Source organism: Wolbachia endosymbiont of Ceratosolen solmsi (genome assembly GCF_017869155.1).
GTDB lineage: Bacteria > Pseudomonadota > Alphaproteobacteria > Rickettsiales > Anaplasmataceae > Wolbachia > Wolbachia pipientis.
The window spans coordinates 846608-866583 of sequence record NZ_CP054598.1; the positions used below are offsets into that span (position 1 = coordinate 846608).

General features: G+C 34.8%; 17 protein-coding genes and 3 pseudogenes. 9 read left to right on the plus strand and 11 right to left on the minus strand.

All coding sequences use genetic code 11. The features are described 5' to 3' along the window. The 4 genes and pseudogenes from HUB95_RS04145 to HUB95_RS04160 form a co-directional block, all read right to left on the minus strand. Positions 1–398, minus strand: a pseudogene (locus tag HUB95_RS04145) (transposase); the annotation flags it as partial. 287 nt (positions 399–685) lie between these two features. Then, complete coding sequence (locus tag HUB95_RS04150; RefSeq protein WP_015589100.1) at positions 686–1000, minus strand: FtsB family cell division protein; 315 nt, start codon at positions 998–1000, stop codon at positions 686–688. A gap of 49 nt (positions 1001–1049) precedes the next feature. Then, positions 1050–1178, minus strand: a complete 129-nt coding sequence (ykgO, locus tag HUB95_RS04155) for a type B 50S ribosomal protein L36 (protein ID WP_006279631.1) — start codon at positions 1176–1178, stop codon at positions 1050–1052. Positions 1179–1227: 49 nt separating this feature from the next. Further along, entirely contained in the window at positions 1228–2058 is an 831-nt protein-coding gene (locus HUB95_RS04160; protein ID WP_015589101.1) for a pyruvate, water dikinase regulatory protein, read from the minus strand. A gap of 135 nt (positions 2059–2193) precedes the next feature. Between HUB95_RS04160 and ccmC the strand changes: the two genes are divergently transcribed. Continuing rightward, entirely contained in the window at positions 2194–2904 is a 711-nt protein-coding gene (gene ccmC / locus HUB95_RS04165; protein WP_015589102.1) for a heme ABC transporter permease CcmC, read from the plus strand. Between the two features lie 26 nt (positions 2905–2930). Then, positions 2931–3071: a hypothetical protein gene (locus HUB95_RS04170; RefSeq protein ID WP_209452335.1), complete on the plus strand. Its 141-nt coding sequence runs from the start codon at positions 2931–2933 to the stop codon at positions 3069–3071. 141 nt (positions 3072–3212) lie between these two features. Here the strand turns inward: HUB95_RS04170 and HUB95_RS04175 are convergent, their stop codons facing one another. Beyond that, the gene (locus HUB95_RS04175) at positions 3213–4817 is read right to left on the minus strand and encodes a hypothetical protein (RefSeq protein WP_174516894.1); all 1605 of its coding nucleotides are present in this window, start codon (positions 4815–4817) and stop codon (positions 3213–3215) included. A gap of 180 nt (positions 4818–4997) precedes the next feature. Here HUB95_RS04175 and HUB95_RS04180 point away from each other — a divergent pair, with 180 nt between their 5' ends. The 5 genes and pseudogenes from HUB95_RS04180 to HUB95_RS04200 all read left to right on the plus strand — a co-directional run bounded on the left by HUB95_RS04180 (position 4998) and on the right by HUB95_RS04200 (position 10789). Beyond that, entirely contained in the window at positions 4998–6275 is a 1278-nt protein-coding gene (locus HUB95_RS04180) for an adenylosuccinate synthase (RefSeq protein WP_209452336.1), read from the plus strand. 103 nt (positions 6276–6378) lie between these two features. Beyond that, positions 6379–7107: pseudogene (locus HUB95_RS04185) on the plus strand (IS5 family transposase). A gap of 251 nt (positions 7108–7358) precedes the next feature. Continuing rightward, positions 7359–9839 carry a coiled-coil domain-containing protein gene (locus HUB95_RS04190; protein ID WP_209452337.1) on the plus strand — a complete coding sequence of 827 codons (2481 nt, stop codon included), beginning with the start codon at positions 7359–7361 and terminating at the stop codon, positions 9837–9839. Positions 9840–9951: 112 nt separating this feature from the next. Then, the gene (gene infA, locus HUB95_RS04195) at positions 9952–10215 is read left to right on the plus strand and encodes a translation initiation factor IF-1 (RefSeq protein WP_007550159.1); all 264 of its coding nucleotides are present in this window, start codon (positions 9952–9954) and stop codon (positions 10213–10215) included. Continuing rightward, positions 10193–10789, plus strand: a complete 597-nt coding sequence (locus HUB95_RS04200; RefSeq protein WP_007550161.1) for a Maf family nucleotide pyrophosphatase — start codon at positions 10193–10195, stop codon at positions 10787–10789. The genes infA and HUB95_RS04200 overlap by 23 nt, the downstream gene beginning before the upstream one ends. On the opposite strand, the gene HUB95_RS04205 is transcribed toward HUB95_RS04200, so the two are convergent. The 3 genes from HUB95_RS04205 to HUB95_RS04215 all read right to left on the minus strand — a co-directional run bounded on the left by HUB95_RS04205 (position 10781) and on the right by HUB95_RS04215 (position 15149). Then, the gene (locus HUB95_RS04205) at positions 10781–13459 is read right to left on the minus strand and encodes a hypothetical protein (RefSeq protein WP_209452338.1); all 2679 of its coding nucleotides are present in this window, start codon (positions 13457–13459) and stop codon (positions 10781–10783) included. The genes HUB95_RS04200 and HUB95_RS04205 overlap by 9 nt on opposite strands. Before the next feature lie 152 nt (positions 13460–13611). Continuing rightward, positions 13612–13770, minus strand: coding sequence for a hypothetical protein (locus HUB95_RS04210; RefSeq protein ID WP_153296804.1), 159 nt, complete (start codon positions 13768–13770; stop codon positions 13612–13614). Between the two features lie 35 nt (positions 13771–13805). Then, complete coding sequence (locus HUB95_RS04215; RefSeq protein ID WP_015589108.1) at positions 13806–15149, minus strand: alanine:cation symporter family protein; 1344 nt, start codon at positions 15147–15149, stop codon at positions 13806–13808. Between the two features lie 21 nt (positions 15150–15170). Here HUB95_RS04215 and HUB95_RS04220 point away from each other — a divergent pair, with 21 nt between their 5' ends. Beyond that, entirely contained in the window at positions 15171–15398 is a 228-nt protein-coding gene (locus tag HUB95_RS04220) for a hypothetical protein (protein ID WP_197907227.1), read from the plus strand. A gap of 208 nt (positions 15399–15606) precedes the next feature. Beyond that, positions 15607–16551, plus strand: a pseudogene (locus HUB95_RS06625) (IS110 family transposase). Positions 16552–16707: 156 nt separating this feature from the next. Here the strand turns inward: HUB95_RS06625 and HUB95_RS04240 are convergent. The 3 genes from HUB95_RS04240 to HUB95_RS04250 all read right to left on the minus strand — a co-directional run bounded on the left by HUB95_RS04240 (position 16708) and on the right by HUB95_RS04250 (position 19916). Beyond that, positions 16708–17211 carry a protein-disulfide reductase DsbD domain-containing protein gene (locus HUB95_RS04240; protein WP_015589109.1) on the minus strand — a complete coding sequence of 168 codons (504 nt, stop codon included), beginning with the start codon at positions 17209–17211 and terminating at the stop codon, positions 16708–16710. A gap of 673 nt (positions 17212–17884) precedes the next feature. Further along, on the minus strand, positions 17885–19534 hold the full coding sequence (groL, locus tag HUB95_RS04245; RefSeq protein WP_141456977.1) for a chaperonin GroEL: 1650 nt from the start codon (positions 19532–19534) through the stop codon (positions 17885–17887). Between the two features lie 100 nt (positions 19535–19634). Then, complete coding sequence (locus tag HUB95_RS04250; RefSeq protein ID WP_173862882.1) at positions 19635–19916, minus strand: co-chaperone GroES; 282 nt, start codon at positions 19914–19916, stop codon at positions 19635–19637. Between the last annotated feature and the right edge of the window lie 60 nt (positions 19917–19976).

Sequence of the window (19976 nt, forward strand, 5' to 3'; positions counted from 1 at the left end):
GATTCTCTACTGCTTATTTTCCTTGTAGTCCACTTATAGTAGCCACTAGCAGAAAACCCTACATAATTCCTGCACTTTATAGTGTTTACTATGCTCTTTTATGAAAAAATATTTTACTCTTTTTGACTGGCCAGGGCTTTTTTTAAAATGTCTCTTTCTCTTGTTACTTTTGCTAACTCTTTCTGTAAATCAAATCTCTCTTTGTCATAAGGTGCTACATCTGGAAATGCATTTGCCGCTGACTTTTTTTCGTTATATTTCTTCATCCATTTTCCTAATACACTATCCCTTATTCCTAGATCTCTTGCTACTTTTGCAACTGGTTGACCTACCTTTCTTTGTTCATTTGTCAGCTTAACAGCTTCCAATTTGAATTCTGCCTTATATTCTCTTGCCATTTCTAATCCTCCAAAATTTTATTTTACCCAAAAAAACTCTTTTCTTTCTCTCCACTTTTTCTGGGTAAGGTCATGCAGCTTTTGGGTAATTTAATGGTAAAAATTTTAGAGAGAAATTTTATACACTATCGCTGACATTTTTCCTTAAGTTGACGCCATTGTCTGTTCAGCTAAGCGGTGTGAGAGACAATATAGCTAAACTGACTTAGATTTACCGACAATTTGAAAAACCGTCATCCCGCTACGTGTTAGCGCCGCGGCGGTATGACGTAGGGAGATCTCTACTGCTATTTCACGTCAAGAACAACCATAAGTTCATTAGGGTTCACATAACCTAAAGCATTTTTTGCTTGCTCATCAAGCAGATCTAAATCTAAGCTTTTTTCATATAAGCCAAATACTTTGTTGTCCAACTTTTCCTTTTCAGAAGAGACATCCTTTAGCAAAAGTTTATTGTACTCGATTTCTTTTTTTAAATCGATTAACGTCAATAAGCCACGTTTACCTGTAATTGTGCTAATGCTGAAATATAATGTAAGGGAAGAAATGAGTAAGGCTGCGCTTAAACACAGTAACTTTTGCTTCTTTTTAGATATAAGCACCGTACTTTCACATATAAAAAATATATAACATGAAAAGGTGAACAAAAAGCTAAGAACCTTGACGCGCTTTACACCTTGGCTTTACCTTATTTATAATGTAAATCTTACCACCCCTTTTCACAACTTTACAATTTTTATCTCTGTTACGATGAGATTTTAGCGACCCTTTGACTTTCATATCTATAGTAAGAATTAAATTACTTTACATTATAATCACTTATCAAGAGTTAGTCAATTGATAACATTTTATTAAAATATTGTATAATTGTTGCTGATACTTCTTCGATCGACTTTTGCGTGACATCGATAATTGGCCAGTTATTCTGTTTAAAGAGCTCCTCTGCTTCTTTAATTTCCTTTTCTACTTTCTCAGGGTTAGCATATATATTATTATCTTCGTTGTTAATTGAAGTAAGTCTATTTTTGCGTATTTCTATTAGCCTACTTACGTCTATTGTTACCCCTATCGTTAGTTTATTTTTTAATTTTGCCAAGTCAACATAAAAGGGTACTCCACTAACAAAAGGAATATTTGCAACTTTATAGCCTCGGTAAGCTAAATACGTACTGGTGGGAGATTTTGATGTACGTGAAACTCCAACCAAAATTATATCTGCTTTATCAATATCTTGAATATTTTGTCCATCATCATGATTAATAGTGTAGTTTATTGCCTCAATGCGCTGAAAATATTCGTTATTTATCTCAGTATGCAAGTCAAGCTTTTCGTCTTTTTCAATTTCAAGATAGGACGAAATTTCTCTAATAATATGTGATAATATTGCTCTATAGGGAATTTTCAACTTTATACAGTTATCTTTTAAATATTTTCTTAGCTCATCATCAGTAATAGTGCATATAACAAAATTATGCTCATCACTTTTCCTATTAATTTCCTCCAGAATTTTGTCAATCTGCTCCTCTTTTTTCACAAAAGACCAAACATATTCGATCGTTTCTATAGAACGAAAGTGTTTCAGAGCTGATTTTGCAACTGATATAACAGTTTCACCACTTGAATCTGATACTAAGTGTAGATTAAGCTTTTTAAGGGTCATATACTAAAAATAATAGCTAGCAATCTGCTACTGAAATTATGCTAATTTGTTGACCTACGTAAATATAGAAAAACTATCCTGTTGATAAAACTCAAACTAATTGGTAAATTCTTAACACAATTATTCTCAAAACGAATGTTTTTATTAAAGCCTACAAATTTCTCTTATTTTTCTAAGAAAGCTCTACCTTGGCTTGGGGTTATTTGTTTCGCATGTTTTTTAATTGGAATGTCTTTGGCGTTATTCTTCTCTCCAGAAGATTATAAACAAGGAGAAATTGTACGAATCATGTACATTCATGTGCCTTCTGCATGGCTTGCTCTTGGAATATATGGATTAATTGCATCACTCAGTTTCATTTCATTGGTATGGAACAATAGCGTTGCTAGTGTCTTGGCACATGCTGCTGCTCCTGCAGGGACAATCTTTTCGGCAATATGTTTAATCACAGGCAGCATCTGGGGAAAAGGAACCTGGGGCACTTGGTGGGTATGGGATGCAAGACTTACTTCAATGCTGATTTTACTTTTCCTATATGTTGGCTACCTTTCATTGTGGAGCGCTTTTGATAATGAAGCGAGGGCAGAAAAATCAGCAGCAGTATTTGCCATCTTTAGTGCTATAAATATTCCTATAGTAAAATTTTCCGTGAATTTATGGTCCACTCTCCATCAGCCAGCAAGCATTTTGAGAAAAGGTGGAATAGCAATAGAAAGTTCCCTGCTGTTGCCACTGGTTGCAATGTTTATGTTTTGTGCCACATTTTTTTTAGTAGTGTGGATACTGTATTCACTTTACTTAATTAATTTATATAAGATAAAGAGAGAAATCAGTATGCGGTATTAGGTAGCTTTGTAAGTATACAGGTAAATATGCTAGAGAAAATTAGGCAAAATATCTTTGGTCACTTTAAATACTTGCCTGCTGAAACTGAAGAACGTGCTATGTTATGTGATCTAACTAATTTTAAAAGCAGCAATGACCAACTAACTAGAATAGATCAGGGGTATTGAATCGAGATCAACTTGAACATTTTACCAACGTTCTTGAAACATATGATGCAACGGCACGTAGTTTTTACGATGAGGTGCGCTGTAAAATAGCAACCGTTGCAACCATGAACTCTAAAATATTTAAAGAGCCTACTAATATCTTTAAGGTAAATGTTCATGTGATTCCGCAGAATAATTCTGTTTTTTGATTCTATCTGTCCATTTATCATTTTCTATATCTTGTTTGTTGGTTGCTTTTTTTTCTTGCTCAACAATTGCCTTATCTATCTCCTTATGAATTGCATCAATTGCATTAATCGCACCTCCTTTTTTGTATACTTCGCTTTTCCCTTCAATAATTAACTTAATAAAAGTATTTACAACAGACTGCACTTGATTATGATTAACCTGACCTTTTATCAAAGAAGGTAAAGAGCCTAATTCCATCAATACTTCTGGTGCTGTTTTATCTTGAGTGGAAAGTCCTAAATTATCTGCTACTTTACTTATTAATAACTCTCTGTGTTCTTTATTATCTTCCAATTTAGCATAATCACTCAATAGATCTATAACGGTAGATACTCTGACTTCAACAATATCATCAACATCTTCATCTTCTAGAGCAACTCCTGACCCCAATAACCTCTCTCTGAGATTTTCGCTTAAAAGATTGATAAATTCTTCATTTGCATCTGATCCTGTGGTTGATATTGTACCATCTAAATAGTTACTTTGAGCACCGAAGCCATGCTCTATTTGTATTTTTGTCTCAGGTTTAAATCCTAATTTTGCACAGAATTTCTGAAAATATTCTTTAATAATGTCAAACAAGCTCTTGCCATTATCTTTATAATTTTTTAACTCTTTAGGAATAGTAAGTGACAATTTACCATCTCTGTATGTTACAAAGTCTTCACCATTGTGAGATTCAATTGTAAATTCCAATGAACTAGACAGATTACATATCTTATCGCCATGCATAACTTGATTTTTAACAGAGAGTATTGGTAGCCTCATATCAGATCTAATTCTCACATTATTTTGGTTAGCACAATCAATGTTTATTACTTTTTTAGGATTTTCTACTATGAACGACTGTCCAAGTGCAAGTTGGGTTTGTATAAATGGAGCAGCCTCATACCCTGCTTGATTACAATTGGTAACTAGCTCTTCTAAAATAGCATCACTTGGAACTTCTGCCCCAGCGTATCTGAACATTTTTTTGAAAACTTCTTTTGCAAAGGAACGGTAATCCTTGTTTTCATCTTTCTCTGTTGGTAATAGATGGATATACCTTTGGCCAGCATTGTAAAATTCTTCAAATTCTTTCTTATATGAATCGGTTTTTTGATGATTGGCAGTTTTGGAATTTTCACAGTGATTTTTCCATAGCTCACCCAATGCATTACTTACAAGCTCTTTCTCAATATCTTCGAGTACTGAAGCAACAAAAGCTTTGCCATGATCCGTATCTATTTCTCTTGTTCCTTTTTTGTTAAATATTTCGTCATTATATATATCATCACTATTAAAAAGTTCGCTTTTGCGGTGCTTAGCTCCTTCCTTAAATGCAATAATAAGATTTTTATCTATTTCTTTTCCGTTAATAATAAAATTCATCCTTTGAAAATCTAAGAACATTGTTTCACCGGAATTCGCTAATTTATTATCTTGATCTGCTCTTAATTTACTAAAATTGAACTCTTTAGCTGTGGCCTTTAATCTAACTACTGGACTCTTATTATTTTTTCCTTTTGTCTCTTTCATAAATAACACCTTACTGTAAATATGCTGTAAGTTATATCATATAATGATGAATAATTTGGTAATATATTAAGAAAATCGACAGTATATTTCTTTATTTAAGGGGTGTAGGAAAGGCGTAGATTTCTCTTTTCATTTGTAGCGTACTGTATTAATATTTATGTATTAATTTAGAAAATAATGATGAATAACATTGTAATTATTGGTCTGCAATGGGGTGACGAAGGCAAGGGTAAAATAGTAGATTATCTTTCTGAGAATGCAGATGTAGTTGTGAGATTTCAGGGAGGAAATAATGCAGGGCACACTATAGTAGTAGATGATGAGGTTTATAAATTAAATTTACTGCCCTCTGCTGTTTTGAGGCCAGGCAAAATATCTATTATAGGAAACGGTGTTGCTCTTGATTCGCATGCTCTAGTTTCAGAAATAGAGTCATTGAAAGTTAAAGGAGTGGACATAAACTATAACAACTTGATGGTATCCGAGAGCTGTCCATTAATACTTAGCGTACATAAGGACAAGGAAAAGCTATTTGAAGATTTAAACGGAAATCACAAAATTGGTACAACAAACAAAGGGATAGGGCCATGTTATGAAGATAAAGTTGGCAGGAGAGCTATACGCCTTTGTGACTTAGAAAACGCAGATGAGCTCAACAAAAGAGTGGATACTCTTCTGAATTACCACAATGCTATCAGAAAAGGCCTTAACTACCAGGTGGTTAAAAAAGAAGAAATATTAAAGGAAATTCAAGAGATTTCAGAAAAAATTCTTCCATATAAAAAACCTGTATGGAAGATATTAAATGACTTGATGAAAGAAGGTAAGAAAATAATATTTGAAGGTGCCCAAGGCGCATTTTTAGATATCGACCACGGAACTTACCCTTTTGTTACTTCAAGTAATACCGTAGCATCGCAAGCAATAACAGGCTCAGGATTATCCTCCAATGCTTACATTATTGGTGTGGTAAAAGCTTATACAACAAGAGTGGGCAATGGTCCATTCCCTACTGAGCAAAAGAACGAAGTGGGGAACAGCTTATTTACTATAGGCAAGGAACTTGGAACAGTGAGCAATAGGAGAAGGCGTTGCGGATGGTTCGATGCAGTTTTAGTGCGCCAGGCCGTACAACTCTCTGGAGTTTCAAGCATTGTATTAACCAAATTAGATGTGCTTGATTCTTTTGATACAATTAAAATATGCACTGGTTACAAGTATAGCGGAAAAATGTATGATTATTTACCCGCATCGCATTCAATACAAGGGGAATTAGAGCCAATATATGAAGAGTTTCCTGGCTGGAAAGAAAACACTCAAGGTAAAAGGTCGATTAAAGCATTGCCTATCAATTTAATAAAATATATAGACAGGTTAGAAAAATTAATAGGTGTACCAATTCATCTAATCTCAACTAGTCCAAAGAGAGAGGATGTTATTAAGCTTAAAGATTTCTGAAAACGTCTTTGTATCTTAGAGCCTGTACGTAATCTCAAAAAAGAGATAAAGTGAGAGGATAAAGTATATAAAGTAGGATATGCGAAGTTTATAACCAAGTGACATAAGTCGAGAAAAGTTTGAGATTATTGTAGCAGATCTGGAATCTTGCAGAAAGAAGACAAAACCAAGAACACTTGATTTACATGATGTATTTTGTGGAGTGTTATACGTGTTAAAAAGTGGTTGCCAGTGGAGAATGGTATCAAAAGAGTTCCCAAAATGGCGCAATTGTTACGACTATTTTAAGAAGTGGAGTGAAAAACCAGATGCAAATAAAGAAAGTGTTCTGGAGCTGGTATTAAAAAAAAATAATTGCGACAAAACAATGGTCGGAAAAGCTTCTGCATAATTGATGCACAGAGTATAAAAAATGCAGATACTGCTGAAGCTATGATGCAGGCAAGAAGATTTCAGGGCCGTATTGCAGTAGATACGCAAGCATGCAATTTATACAACAACAGCAGAGATAACTGACCGTAGCAGTGCTGTGAGAATGGTCGAAAATGCAAAAGAAAACCTCTCGGGAGTTAAAAATGTACTGGTTGATGCAGGCTATACTGGAAAGAATTTTGTAACTCAAATAAAAACGATTATTGGTGCAACCGTTGAAGTGATCAAAAGAAATGAATTACGTTCCTTTGTTGTATTGCCCAAAAGATGGGTTGTGGAGCGATCTTTTGCTTGGTTAGAAAAATGTAGAAGATTGTGGAAAAATTGTGAGCGAAAACTCAATACTAGCCTACAAATGGTAGTTCTGGCTTTCACTGCCTTACTTCTGAAAAAATTATGAACAGGCTCTTACTAACTCTTATCTAATAAAAAAAATACTTGTGTAACTTCGAATAGTCTATTATGCAAGACAGCAGTATAAACATGTAGTAAGAAATGTATAATGAAAAATAAAAGCTCAAGTTTAACACTTGCAGTTATTTTTACACAATTAAGTAATCATAAAAGTTAGTGTAGGACCAGGTTATACAGTTTGATTTCTTTTAATATATGTTAATTGGTATAATATAAATATAGTTAAGGAGGTGTATTATGATTGGAAGTTTGGCTAAAGAAGAAAAAACAGCAGAGGCAGGAAAAACAGGTGATCAACTTGAAAAGTGTATTGGACCAACTTCACTGAATAGGGAGGTTTATTGCTCTACGCTTATCTACTATACATTAAAAGAGTTATATTCACAATTAGGTGATATCTCTTATGCTAATAAAACAAGATCAGAAAAAGAAATAATCAATTTTTATGTTCTACCTCAATTTGCACGTTTTAAAGAAATTATTGATGAAGATATAAAAAAAGATCCTTCGTTTGCAAATTCTGCTATTGTAAAGTTTTGCTCCTCAATTATAAAAAATAACAAATTACTTAAAGAATTAGAAGAAGTTAGTATTCCTGCCAAAAACTCTAGTGTAAAGGCAAGGGTAAGCTTTCAACTGAAAAATCTGAAAGAAAAGGTGTGGTTCTTAAGAGAACTAAAGGAAAAAAAAGAATTTCACTTACGTGCAGGGGCTTTTGGGGATGGGTGGAGTTTTTATGACCTAATAAACGATAGAGATTTTAAACAAACGTACATAGATAAAGCAGTAACAGAGTCTGCTAATAAGAGCTTTAAGGAAGATATAGATAAATGCATAGAGTTGGCAGAGCAGGGAAAAAAAACTGCAAGTAAATATTTTGAGAGGAAAGACGTAGAGCTTCAAGCTTATTACACAGAAACTGATAATGCTCATAGAGTTTTGAATGTTAACCTTATTAATTACAATAAAAGTGAGCCAACAAGAATTAGTGACATTTTACAGCAAGAGAAAGATATTAAAAAATTGAATATCTATTGCAATAAAAAACATGAAATATACGCTTATCAAGAAGATAAGAAAAGATATTATGAATTTAAAGAAGGCACATGTTATGAAATGACAAGCACTTGGCCTATAAAGGATGAGTTCGGGAATGTTTCAATTTGTACCATGATTATGAATGTGAGTAGCGGTCGCATAACTGAAGTACTAAAATTTAATGGTGAAGATTTTGTTTCATCGGAGGAGATCTTAGAATTGATAAAGCAAAATGATGAATTATATATTCAAAGTCTCTCCTTATATGATGCTGTACTAGAAAAGGGTAAGGCTGCTGATGTTGTGCCTACTGCTAATAACAATTTTCAAAATGAATCTATAGTGGCCTATCGCAAGGAACCAGAGGGGGAATTAGACCCTAAAGTTGATGCTGACAATAGCCTTCCTCCTTCTATTAATAGCAATGCATCAACTCAAACGGAAGTCAATTTACAACACACTGAAACTCAAACAGAAGTTGCTTCACAACAAATCGAAACTAAAACGGAAGTCAATTTACAGCACACTGGAACTCAGACAGAATTTGCTTCACAACAAATGGATGAATTGATTTTAAATAATCAGATGCTGTCCGAAAAAAACGTTGAATTGAAGCAAGAAATGTCAAATTTGAAAAAAGAAGCTGTTGAATTGAAGCAAGAAATAGAAGCAGGGTTGCAAGTGATAAATAAAAAGCACCATGAATTAATACAAGAAAATCAGCGACTACAGGAGAAACTAGAAACAACCCAAGCAGAAGCTAATCAAACAATTGTAAAGTTAGAGAAGCAGAATAGCGATTTACAAGACAGGTTTGAAAAAGAGGAGCAAAAAAACACGGAATTGCAAACTGAACTGGCACAAAAAAATGAAGAATTAGCAGGTGTGTTAAAAGAGCTACAAGGGAAAGCACAAGAACTTAAAGGTGTATATGAAGAAAAAAGAAAGCTAAAGGAAGAGCTGAAAATTGTTAATGCAGGAAAGAAGAATTTGGAAAAAGAGCTAAATCAAGCACGAGAAGATGCGGAACAGATAATGGTTGAACGACGCCAGCAGAAAGAGCGCTTGAAAGATCAGCTAAGAGAATTAGATCAGGAATATAAGGTACAAGTAGAAATTGGGCAAAAGATTAAAGAATCAGATAGGCAGGATAGCGATTTACAAGATACACTTGGAGAAGAGAGACTAAAACTCAACATTGAAGAACTAGAAAACGAGTACGAGGAATTTCCAGGAGATAAGGTGCTTACACTTGAACTCACTAAAGATGAAGATAAAGTCGAAGAGTTAAGAAACGAGCTAGAGCGTGAGAAAGAAAAGTGTAAACAATTATTAGAAGAAGAAAATGAATGGGGTGATGAATTGGTAGGAATGCTTGATGGACTGGAAGAAAAAATTCGTGCTGATGAACAAAGGAGCTTCAACAATCAATTAACGGGAGAAATTTCTAATGAGTCTGGTAATGCTCCACGACAGAAGAAAAGGTTATCCAAATCTTCAAGCGTTGATAATGAGTCTTATGTTCCACTGAGAGAGAAGACAACATTACTCAGATCTTTAAGCGTTGATAGTGGACTTGATAGCGATGAAGAAAATTGTGATAATGATTTATCTTTCAACATAAGTCCTATAAGTTCTATTGAGAAGGTGGCAGAGAGTAGAAACGTAGGTAGGGTGTGAAGATGGTTGGGGTTAAGTTGCAACTTAAGTGGGGCGCAAAAGGTCTTTTGTGTTGATAATAATTTAAAATCTATAGTAGACTAAAAAAGATTATTAAATTATAATATAACATATGATAAAAGACGAGAAATCGAAAACAATTTTTGAAGTGGAAGGGGCAGTAACTGCTTTACTACCTGCAGCAGAATTTAGAGTGAAACTGGACAATGAACATGAGATTATCTGTCATGTATCAGGGAAAGTGAGAAGAAGTAAAATACGCATCATTATAGGGGATAGGGTGTTAGTTGAGATGAGCATTTACGATAGGAATGCGAGAAAGGGTAGGATCATTAGAAGGCTTAAAGGTACAAGTGACAGAACGATCTCTAAATAATCTTATTCTTGCTTCATCATCGAAAAGGCGTATAGCTTTACTAAAACAAATAAACATTGAGCCAGGTTTAATTTTGCCAGCAGATATAGATGAAGCCCCTTTAAAAAAGGAACTTCCGAAGGATTACTCAATCCGTATGGCAAAAAGTAAAGCGGAGAAAATACAAAGCTCAAATCCAAATTACTTTGTGCTTGGTGTTGATACAGTTGTTGCTTGTGGTAGAAGGATATTGCTCAAAGCTGAAAACGTTGAGCAAGCAGAAAAATGTATCCGCTTGTTATCAGGAAGAAGGCATAGAGTATACACCAGTGTATGTCTATTAACTCCCGATCAATCTAAACAACATATCAGGACTGTGGTTACAATAGTGAAATTTAAACGTCTCAGTGAACAAGAAATTAAGTATTATTTAGCATCAGAAGAGTGGAAAAATAGGGCGGGGGGATGCAATATACAAGGCCTAGCTGGAGTGTTCGTATTGTTCTTACGCGGCTCCTACTCTTCCGTTATAGGGTTACCATTACATGAAACCTATTGTTTGCTAAGCAATTATTTTAACTTCAATTTATATTGAAATACCTTTATTAGTATCTTTTTTTTGTTGTGACTCAGCAACCTGTTTAGCCCAATCTAGTGGTCTTTTATTTCTGTTAGCTAATGCAATTCTATTGCGATCATAACCATCAGTGTGTTCTGTTAAAGTATCTCCTCTTTCTTCTTCTATTACTCCAGCTTTCAGTTGTGCTTCATCTTTCTCTAGTAATTTATATAGTTCGCTATTTTTATCTACAGTTGGATTAGTGTCATTATTTTCTCGTTCTGCCACTGTTTTTTCTAACCACTTACGTATAGGGTCATATTGTTTACCTTCTCCTATCTTTTCTAAAATGTTTTCTGAGAATGAATCTTTAGGAATATTTTCTTTAGTAGCCTGTTGTGCCGGTTCTCTTAACCCTTTATCCGGGTTTCCCAATGCTCCTTTTAACTCACTCGTATCTCCGATTTCTTTTTGTTCAATGTTTTCTAAGCTCTTCTTTAACTGTTCAGGATTTACTTGAGATTGTTCATTATTGTCATGAGTTGGAGATGAATAGCCCGAATCGTTTGCTTTTATGTCTGTTGAGCTGTCTTTTAGCAACCCAACTTCTCTCAAGCGTTTTTTAGTTTCTTCGCTAATCTGACTCTGATCAGCTGGTTTTAACCCGAGATTTTCTTGACCTAATGTATTTTTAAGTTCTTCAAATAGAGTTAGATTACTTTGTCTAATATGTTCTTCTAATTTCCTTCCTACCTGTTTTAAATCTGTTTGAGATTTACTATCACTATTAGTTGGAGATATATAGCCTGAATCACTTATACTATTTGGTGTTGAAGCAGAGACACTAACAGTTGGACCTTCCACTATTTTTACATCTGCTAAATCGTCTTTTTGCAATCCATCTTCTTTATCTTGTGACAGTTTATCAGTAGGATCAACTTGCCTTAATCCTCTATTATCCTGCTGTGATCTATCTCTGATTTCTTTAAGAAGATTTTCAGGTGGAGTTTGATCACTTTGTTCAATGTTCTCTAAGCTCTTCTTTAACTGTTCAGGATTTACTTGAGATTGTTCATTATTGTCATGAGTTGGAGATGAATAGCCCGAGTCACTTTTATTATTGAGTGCTGTAGCAGAGAGCGGCTGTTCACTTTCTTTCCACTTAGCATCACTAGCATCTTGGTTATCACTGTTATCTGGAGAAGATGAATAAGGAATTCTGTCCTTTAATGTCTCTAACGGTGATGGGTTATTTTTTCTACTTCCTGCAATTGATGCTTTTCTATCATCAACATCAATGTGCCGTAAGTTGTTTTTCTTGAAATTTCTGATGTCTTGTAACAGATCGCCTTTGCTATTTCCTTCTTGTTGCTGGGTTTTAGGTTGTTGCTGATCATTAGGTGTTTGCTCACTTCTATCTGGTTTTTGGCTTCCAGGTACAGCATGTCCAAATGTAGGATTGTCATACCGTTCATCTTCTTGCCTATTATCTTGATTGTGGCTTACAGACTTGGTGAAAGTAGAACTATCTGAAGAATCAGAAGTTGCACCTTTTTGCTGATTATTAGGTGTTTGCTCATTTTCGCGCAAGTCATCTGGTTTTTGGCTTCCAGATTTGGCTCCCCCTTGCTCATCGAAAACACCTTTTTTAGGTGGTAGTGAACTAGTTCTAGGTGGAAGTGGCGGAGGAGTTTTTTTGTTCTGAGGATTCTCCTCAAAAAGCGATTGTAGGTTATAAACTTGACCTCCCGAATTTGCTTCTCGTGCTGCTTGTCTAAGCTCACGCTTTTCTTTAGCCTCCTGAGAATTAATTTTATCATCAAAATCTTTTCCAATTCCGCTATCGTAAGACTGCCTTCTGCTGTTAGATTGTGGTCCAAAATGTGAATGGTGATCTTCTTTTTTTCGAGTTATATCAGTAGCTTGAACGCTAACATCTCTATTAACATCAATTCTTGTTGTAGTTTCAGATGATAGCTCGTTACTGTCTTTATTATGTTGCACCTCATTCACTTTTCCTTGTCCTTTCTCCCTGAATTGTATTTCATGCAAGAATAAACCACCTATTTTTACATCTCTGTTTACTTCTAACCGTTCTAGAGAAAAATCATCACCTTTAACAAGGTCTACACCGTTAGCATCAATCTTAATTTTGATCTTACATTCCTTCCCCTCCGCATACCACTTTAAAGTCATTTCATATGAACCATCAGTTACGACATAATGTCTTATTTTTTTCCCTTCTTCCTCGGCAACAAAACCATGCATTCCGCTCTTTCCATCACTATGCAATGTTGAAAATCCCGAGATTTCATTCTTCTCACAAAAATCACTGTTTAAAAATTCGCTGATTTTAAACTCTTTTTTGTTATTTCCCAGCGTAATACTTGCGTGATTACCGTATATTGAAACTCCTGCAACATCATCAACATACTCTTTCAACCTTTCTTTAACTTCACTTTCAAGGTCTTGTCCAGCTTTCTTTGTCTTGTCGCATTTCTGAAGAATAACTCCATATGCTTTATCTTTGTTTTCTTCTTCGTCCCAATTCCAGTTGGCGTGTTTTGTTAAAAACTTTACTGTGTTAAAATCAACTCTAGCATTATAAATTGGGTCGTCTTCCTTTCTTATTTTATCAAATAAAGGAAAAATTTCTTGAATGCGCTCATTATAAATGTGTTCTTGTTGTGTATCGTTAGTGCCCATATATCCCTCACTAATAACCCTCTGCCTTTAGTTCTAGCTAATACTAGCTAATATAATTATCACAAGCATTGGTTGAATTTTTATTAAGGAAGGTTGTGTTACTAATGTGATGACACAAGCTATTTTATGGTAACATCAAACGATTTAAGTTGTCATTCCAGTCTGGAATCCAGCCTTTCACGAACCCCATCAAAAATGTTGTGTTTTAACATAAGATTAGCTACTTTTATGCTCACTAACTTAGTGCCAATCAAGATTCCTGGATCCCAGTGTCTGGGCACTGGGATGACATCCTTCTTGGCGGAAATCACTCTTATATCACAACAGCTGCATAGCCTAAATTGCTTTAGCTATAGCTCTGTTTTTGCAACTTCAAATATCTGCTACTCATAGTAAACACTTCTGGATCTTGAGAGGTTAGCTTGAGTATAGCGAGTATGTTGATAAACAACAAAGCAGCAATCGAGATATCAGCAACATCCCATAGCAACCGGACCTTACCTATCGCACCAAGCGGAATGATCATGGTAAAAATTACAATCCAGATTTTAGTGTATTTATTATCCATAGACACATAGCGTATTGTCTGTTTTGAGCAAAAAAACCAAGTAAAAATAGTAGTAAAAGCAAAACAAAACATTATGGCCATAATTAAATAGTCAATATAAGGCCAATTCATTGCCTTTCTAAAAGCAAATATGCACATGTTAGTGCTCTCTAAATCAGTAATCCAAGAATCTGTGACAAGCAGTACCATTGTTGTAATAAACACTATAAACGCAACTATAAAAGGCGATATTATCGTAATTAGACTCTGCTCAATAATAAATTTATTGTTATTTTTCTTAGGAACAATTGAAGAATGTACGATTCCTTCAAGGCCAAGCCCTATATCTGTTGCAAAAATACCTCGCAAAGTTCCAACTTGAATAATAGTCAACATTTCTAAAATCAAACCTAAAGATAAACCAGAGTTAAAGCTACTGGTTGTAAAAAAACTGCTTGTTATTAGTTTTAGAGAAGGAAGAATATTTTCACTAAATTTAAATAATATGATACCGCAAAGTGTGAGGTAACTTACCGTCATTATCGGTATCATAGCCGATATAAAAATTTTAATTTTTTTTAAGCTGAGAGCTGCAACAACAAAAAATATTATGGCCATTACAATGCCACCAATGACTACAGGCACATCTATCATGTTAAGTGGTATTGATAGAGAATTTACCTGAACAAGGTTACCAACTGTTATTGAAACCATTATCATAACAACTAGAAACACAATTGTAGCTTTTCTAGAGTTAAATGCATCAGCCATGTAGGCTACAGGGCCGCCTATAAACCGTCCGTTCTTTTCCTTTCTGGTTTTTATACTTAGATAACAAGTGACATATTTTATCACAGAAGTGATAACAATAATTATCGCCATCCACAAAATAGAGCCCGGTCCTCCGGTTTTTAGAGCAACAGCAGTTCCTGAAATATTTCCTACTCCCAAATTTCCCCCTAAAATTGTAAACAGAGCGGCTATAGAAGAAAATTTATTTTCTCCTTTTTTAGCTCCAAGGAGTGAAAGGGCGTATGGTAATCTAAATACCTGTAGCCATTTTAGTTTAATCGATAGGTAAACACCAGCAACTAGCATGAGTAATATTGTTGGCAGTAATAAAACAAACTTTACTGTATCCATCTGTAAAAGTGAGATTTTTATTTGAGTATACAACAAAAATTGAAAATACCTAACCTATTTTCTATGTATGACTTCGTTTCCGTCATTCTAGAAACCTTTTCTTGTCATCCAAGTAGCGTGACATATAACTGTACGAACATTGTAATATGGTACAATGTTAAGACGATGTCATCCCAGTGTCTGGGCACTGGGATGACATCTTTTTTCTTGGTACAAATTACTCTTATATCTCAATGTTCGTACGGTTAGTGCGTGACACTTGTATCTTTATGATGTGAGGCATTAGAGCTAAAATACCTCACAGGGAGGGTGAAGCTGATGCGACACTAATGCCATTAAGCCAGATTTTGCTTCCCTCCCATAGAGTTAAAGACTGAACAGTATCTTTTGGAATTATATCACGTATTACAAGGTTAGTCTAAACTCTCAGTTTATTTATAGTCTTGGAGGCAATTTTATGCAAGTAAATGCTATTTTGGGTGTGGATATTTCAAAAAAGAAATTTGATGTTTGTTTGTTAGTGGACAGTAAAAAACGACACAAAGTCTTTCAAAATAATCAAGATGGTTTTGCAAAACTTGTAGTTTGGTGCAATGGCCATGGAGCAAATCTTACTCATTTATGTCTTGAAGCAACTAGTTGGTATGGAGAAGATTTGGCTACTTTTATGCATGATTTAGGACATAATGTCAGTATAGTAAACCCAGAAAGCTTTTGGCAAAAGTGAGCTGCTCAGAAATAAGACAGATAAATCAGATGCAGCTATGATAGCTAGATTTTGTATCGCCAACAAACCTGCTCTTTGGAAGCCCATTGCACCTGAAATGAGGCATTTGAGGGCGTTGCATGCAATCGCTAAAAGATGATAAGGTGCAACAGACAAATCGCTTGGAAAACAAAAATATGCATTCCAGTTGCAAAGAAGCTATATCTAAAGTAATTTTGGCAATAGAGGAGCAAATTATTGTTCTCGAAAAAGAAATTAATGAGCATATAAATAACTATCCACATCTAAAAAATATGGTGGAAAACCTTAAGACTATAAAAGGTATAGGATATCTTACTGCTGTTGCTGTTGTCGCAGAAATGCCATCAGTTGATAACTTTGACAATGCTAAACAATTTACAGCTTTTGCTGCCAGGACATTATCAATCGGGATCGTCAGTAAGTAAGAGAAGTTGCATATGCAAAATAGGATCTGAGCGTATTCGAAAAGCTCTTTATATGCCAGCTATAGTAGTCAAAAACCATAATAATCATTTTCAAAAGTTTTGTCAGCGTCTAGCAAGTAAAGGCAAATGTCCAAAAGTCATAGTTCTTGCGTTAATGCGAAAATTAATGCATGTCTTTTTTGGTATTCTTAAAAAGAATCAACCATTTAATTGTAATTTTGTTGGATAATTTGTTTGACAGCAGAGACAGTATCTGGGATCTAAATTTTTTATGTGAAACCATTATGTTTATATACTTGTAGGCCCAAGTTCCTCACATAGTGAACAAAAAAGTAAATGAGATTCCAGTGTCACGCGCTGGAATGACACCTACCCCATGAGAACTCTATTTTTCATACCACTCATTTATAAGTTTATTGATATCAGAATCTATAAAATCCTTTAATGGTTGCCTGATTTTTATCTCAACATTTTTAGGGATGCACCTATCTTTACATATCGCATAATTTATATGGAAGTTAAGGTCAATATACCCTTGATTTAAAAATATATTCATCTTAAAGGGAAATAATACCATATCCTCATATACGTTACTTACAAACGTCTCTCTCCCTACTTTATCTTTATGTTCCTTTGGAATAGGCCAGTGAATATTTATATCTGATGCATTACCTTTGTAACTAATAGACGTGGGAAGGCCAAAATCTCCAGGATCTTTATAATATATGTGCCAGCCTGGTTCTACTGTAACCTTTATTGCACCTTTAAGAGTGAAGCTTGCTTCATTTATCTCGCCAATAAGTAAATCAAATTTTGCAATTTCCTCGTCAGCATATAGTTGAGCGCAAGAAAAAAATAAAAATAATATTAAATATATATATATTTTCATTAAGGTAAATTTCTCCTTTTATAGAGAAAGTGATTTAGATTTTAATTATTACATTTAATAGCATTATATAGATTATTTATTAATATAGCATTATGCTATAGCTAAACTGACTTACAACAATCTGAAAAACGACAAATTCGTCATTCCGCTACTTGTTAGCGGAATCTATGCCGAGATACCGCGAATGAATCCACAACTGTACGAACATTGTGATTTTGGCCCATAAGGAGGGTGTCATCCCAGTGCTTGACACTGGGATCCAGGAATTTTATTAAGTTGGCAAGCATAAAAATAGCTGTTTTTTGTTAAAATACAATGTCTTGATGATTATGGAAATGCTGGATTCCAGTGTCAAGCACTGGAATGACATCATCCTTTTTCCTGAATTCCAGTGTCAGCTACTTTCATGACATCGTTTACTATGTGCCATATTGTAATGTTCGTACAGTTGTGGAATGAATCGCGGTATGACGTGTTAGCTATAGTATAAATATACTAGGGATTATAGTTCTTTTATGCTGCCTTTTTGTTATTAGACAACCACAATATAAAGGCATGAAACGGATGCAAACAGTAGTGCATTTCTGCACCAAACGTATTACCTTTAACGAATAGTAAAATGTGAGATTTTTTGGAACTACCGTGGAGCAATTGCTCCACGGTTTCATTCTACTTAGAATCCACCCATGCCACTCATTTCTCCTGCACCCATAGGAGATGAAGCATTTTCTTTGCTTGGTACATCAACTATCATAGATTCAGTAGTTATCAGCACACTCGCAACAGATACCGCTGTTTCAAAAGCAATACGCACCACTTTTGCTGGATCAATCACACCAGCTGTAAATGCATTAGCGTAATTCATAGCCTCAACGTTGTATATAAGCTCTTTATCATTCTGCTTAATCAAATAGTCAATTATAACAGCAGATTCAAGACCAGCATTTTTGACTAACCTTCTAATTGGAGCACTGAGAACTTTCTTGATAATGTTTATGCCTATTTGTTCCTCGTCACTTGCACCTTTTAATTTGTCGAGAACAGATGAAGCATAAAGAAGCGCAACCCCACCACCTGGAACTATACCTTCTTCAATTGCAGCTCTTGTTGCATGCAGCGCATCTTCGACTCTATCTCTACGTTCTTTAACTTCCACTTCAGTTGCTCCACCAACTTTGAGCACAGCAACGCCACCTGATAATTTCGCTAAACGTTCTCTTAGCTTTTCTTTATCATAATCAGAAGTTGAAGTTTCAATTTGAGATTTAATCTGCTCGATTCTAGCTTTCACACTGTCAGAATCGCTATTTTCGCTGACAACTGTGGTATTATCTTTAGTAATTTTAACATTTTTAGCCGTACCAAGATCATCAAGCGTGAGATCTTCCATCTTGATTCCAAGTTCATCTTTTATGACGTACTTAGCACCAGTTAAAGTTGCTATGTCTTCGAGCATCTCCTTTCTTCTGTCACCAAAACCTGGAGCTTTTACTGCAGCAACTTTTAAACCACCACGCAATTTATTGATAACTAAAGTGCTTAATGCTTCACCTTCGATATCCTCTGCAATAATAACCAAAGGTTTACCAGATTTAACAATAGCTTCAAGAATAGGAAGTAAAGGTTGAATAATATTTAATTTTTTCTCTGTAATTAATAGATAAGGATTATCAAGCTCCACGATCATTTTTTCATTATTTGTAATAAAATACGGAGAGAGATAACCGCGATCAAATTGCATGCCAGTAGTCAGCTCAACTTCTAACTCTTTTGAACCTTTACTCTCTTCAACAGTTATTACACCCTCTTTTCCAACTTTTTTCACGGAATCAGCAATACTGTTACCTATATCCTTATCACCATTTGCAGATATTATTGCAACTTGTGCCACTTCGTCTATTTTCTCTAGAGAAATTGTACGAGACATTGACGTAATTTCCTTTAATATTACATCTTTTGCCTTCTGTATTCCGTTTTTAATACCAACACGATCGTTTCCAGCAGCAATTGATTTTGAAGCTTCCATTATCATGTTGCTAGTTAGTATTGAGCACGTTGTTGTACCATCACCAACTTTATCGTTACATTGAGAACAACTTTGTGCAAAGATGCTTGCTATTACAGCGTTTAATGGTTTTTCAGGCTTGATACCCTTCATCACCTTATAACCATCTTTTGTAATTTCTGGTGCTCCATAGGGCTTATTAATCCCTACTGTTTTTCCTCTAGGTCCCGCAGTTATTGCCACCGTTGAGTCTACTATTGCTGCGACTTCACGAAAGGCTTCTTGCAACTGCTCACCTGATACTACTACATTAGTCATTTTTATCACCTCTTGTTAATAAAAAATTTAGAAAACTATAATAAAATCATTCACAATGCGTCATGTTGCGCTTTGTTTAAGTTTAGTAAAATAAAGACTGCTATTTAATGACAGCAAGTATATCGGACTCTTTCATCACGATAAGCTTTTCATCATTATGTTCTATTTCTGTACCAGCCCATTGACGATAGAACACTTTATCACCAGCTTTCACAGTTAAAGTTACGCGTTCGCCACTTGAATTGCGTGAACCTTCACCAATTGCTATAACTTCACCTTTAGTAGGTTTCTTTTCAGCACTTGATGGAAGCACAATTCCACCTTGCTTTTCTTCGCTAATAGGCTTGATCAGCACGCTATCATCTAATACATTTAAACTTATACTTGACATTTGTTTTTCCTCATCAACAAATTAACTTATAAGTTTATATATATACTCGTA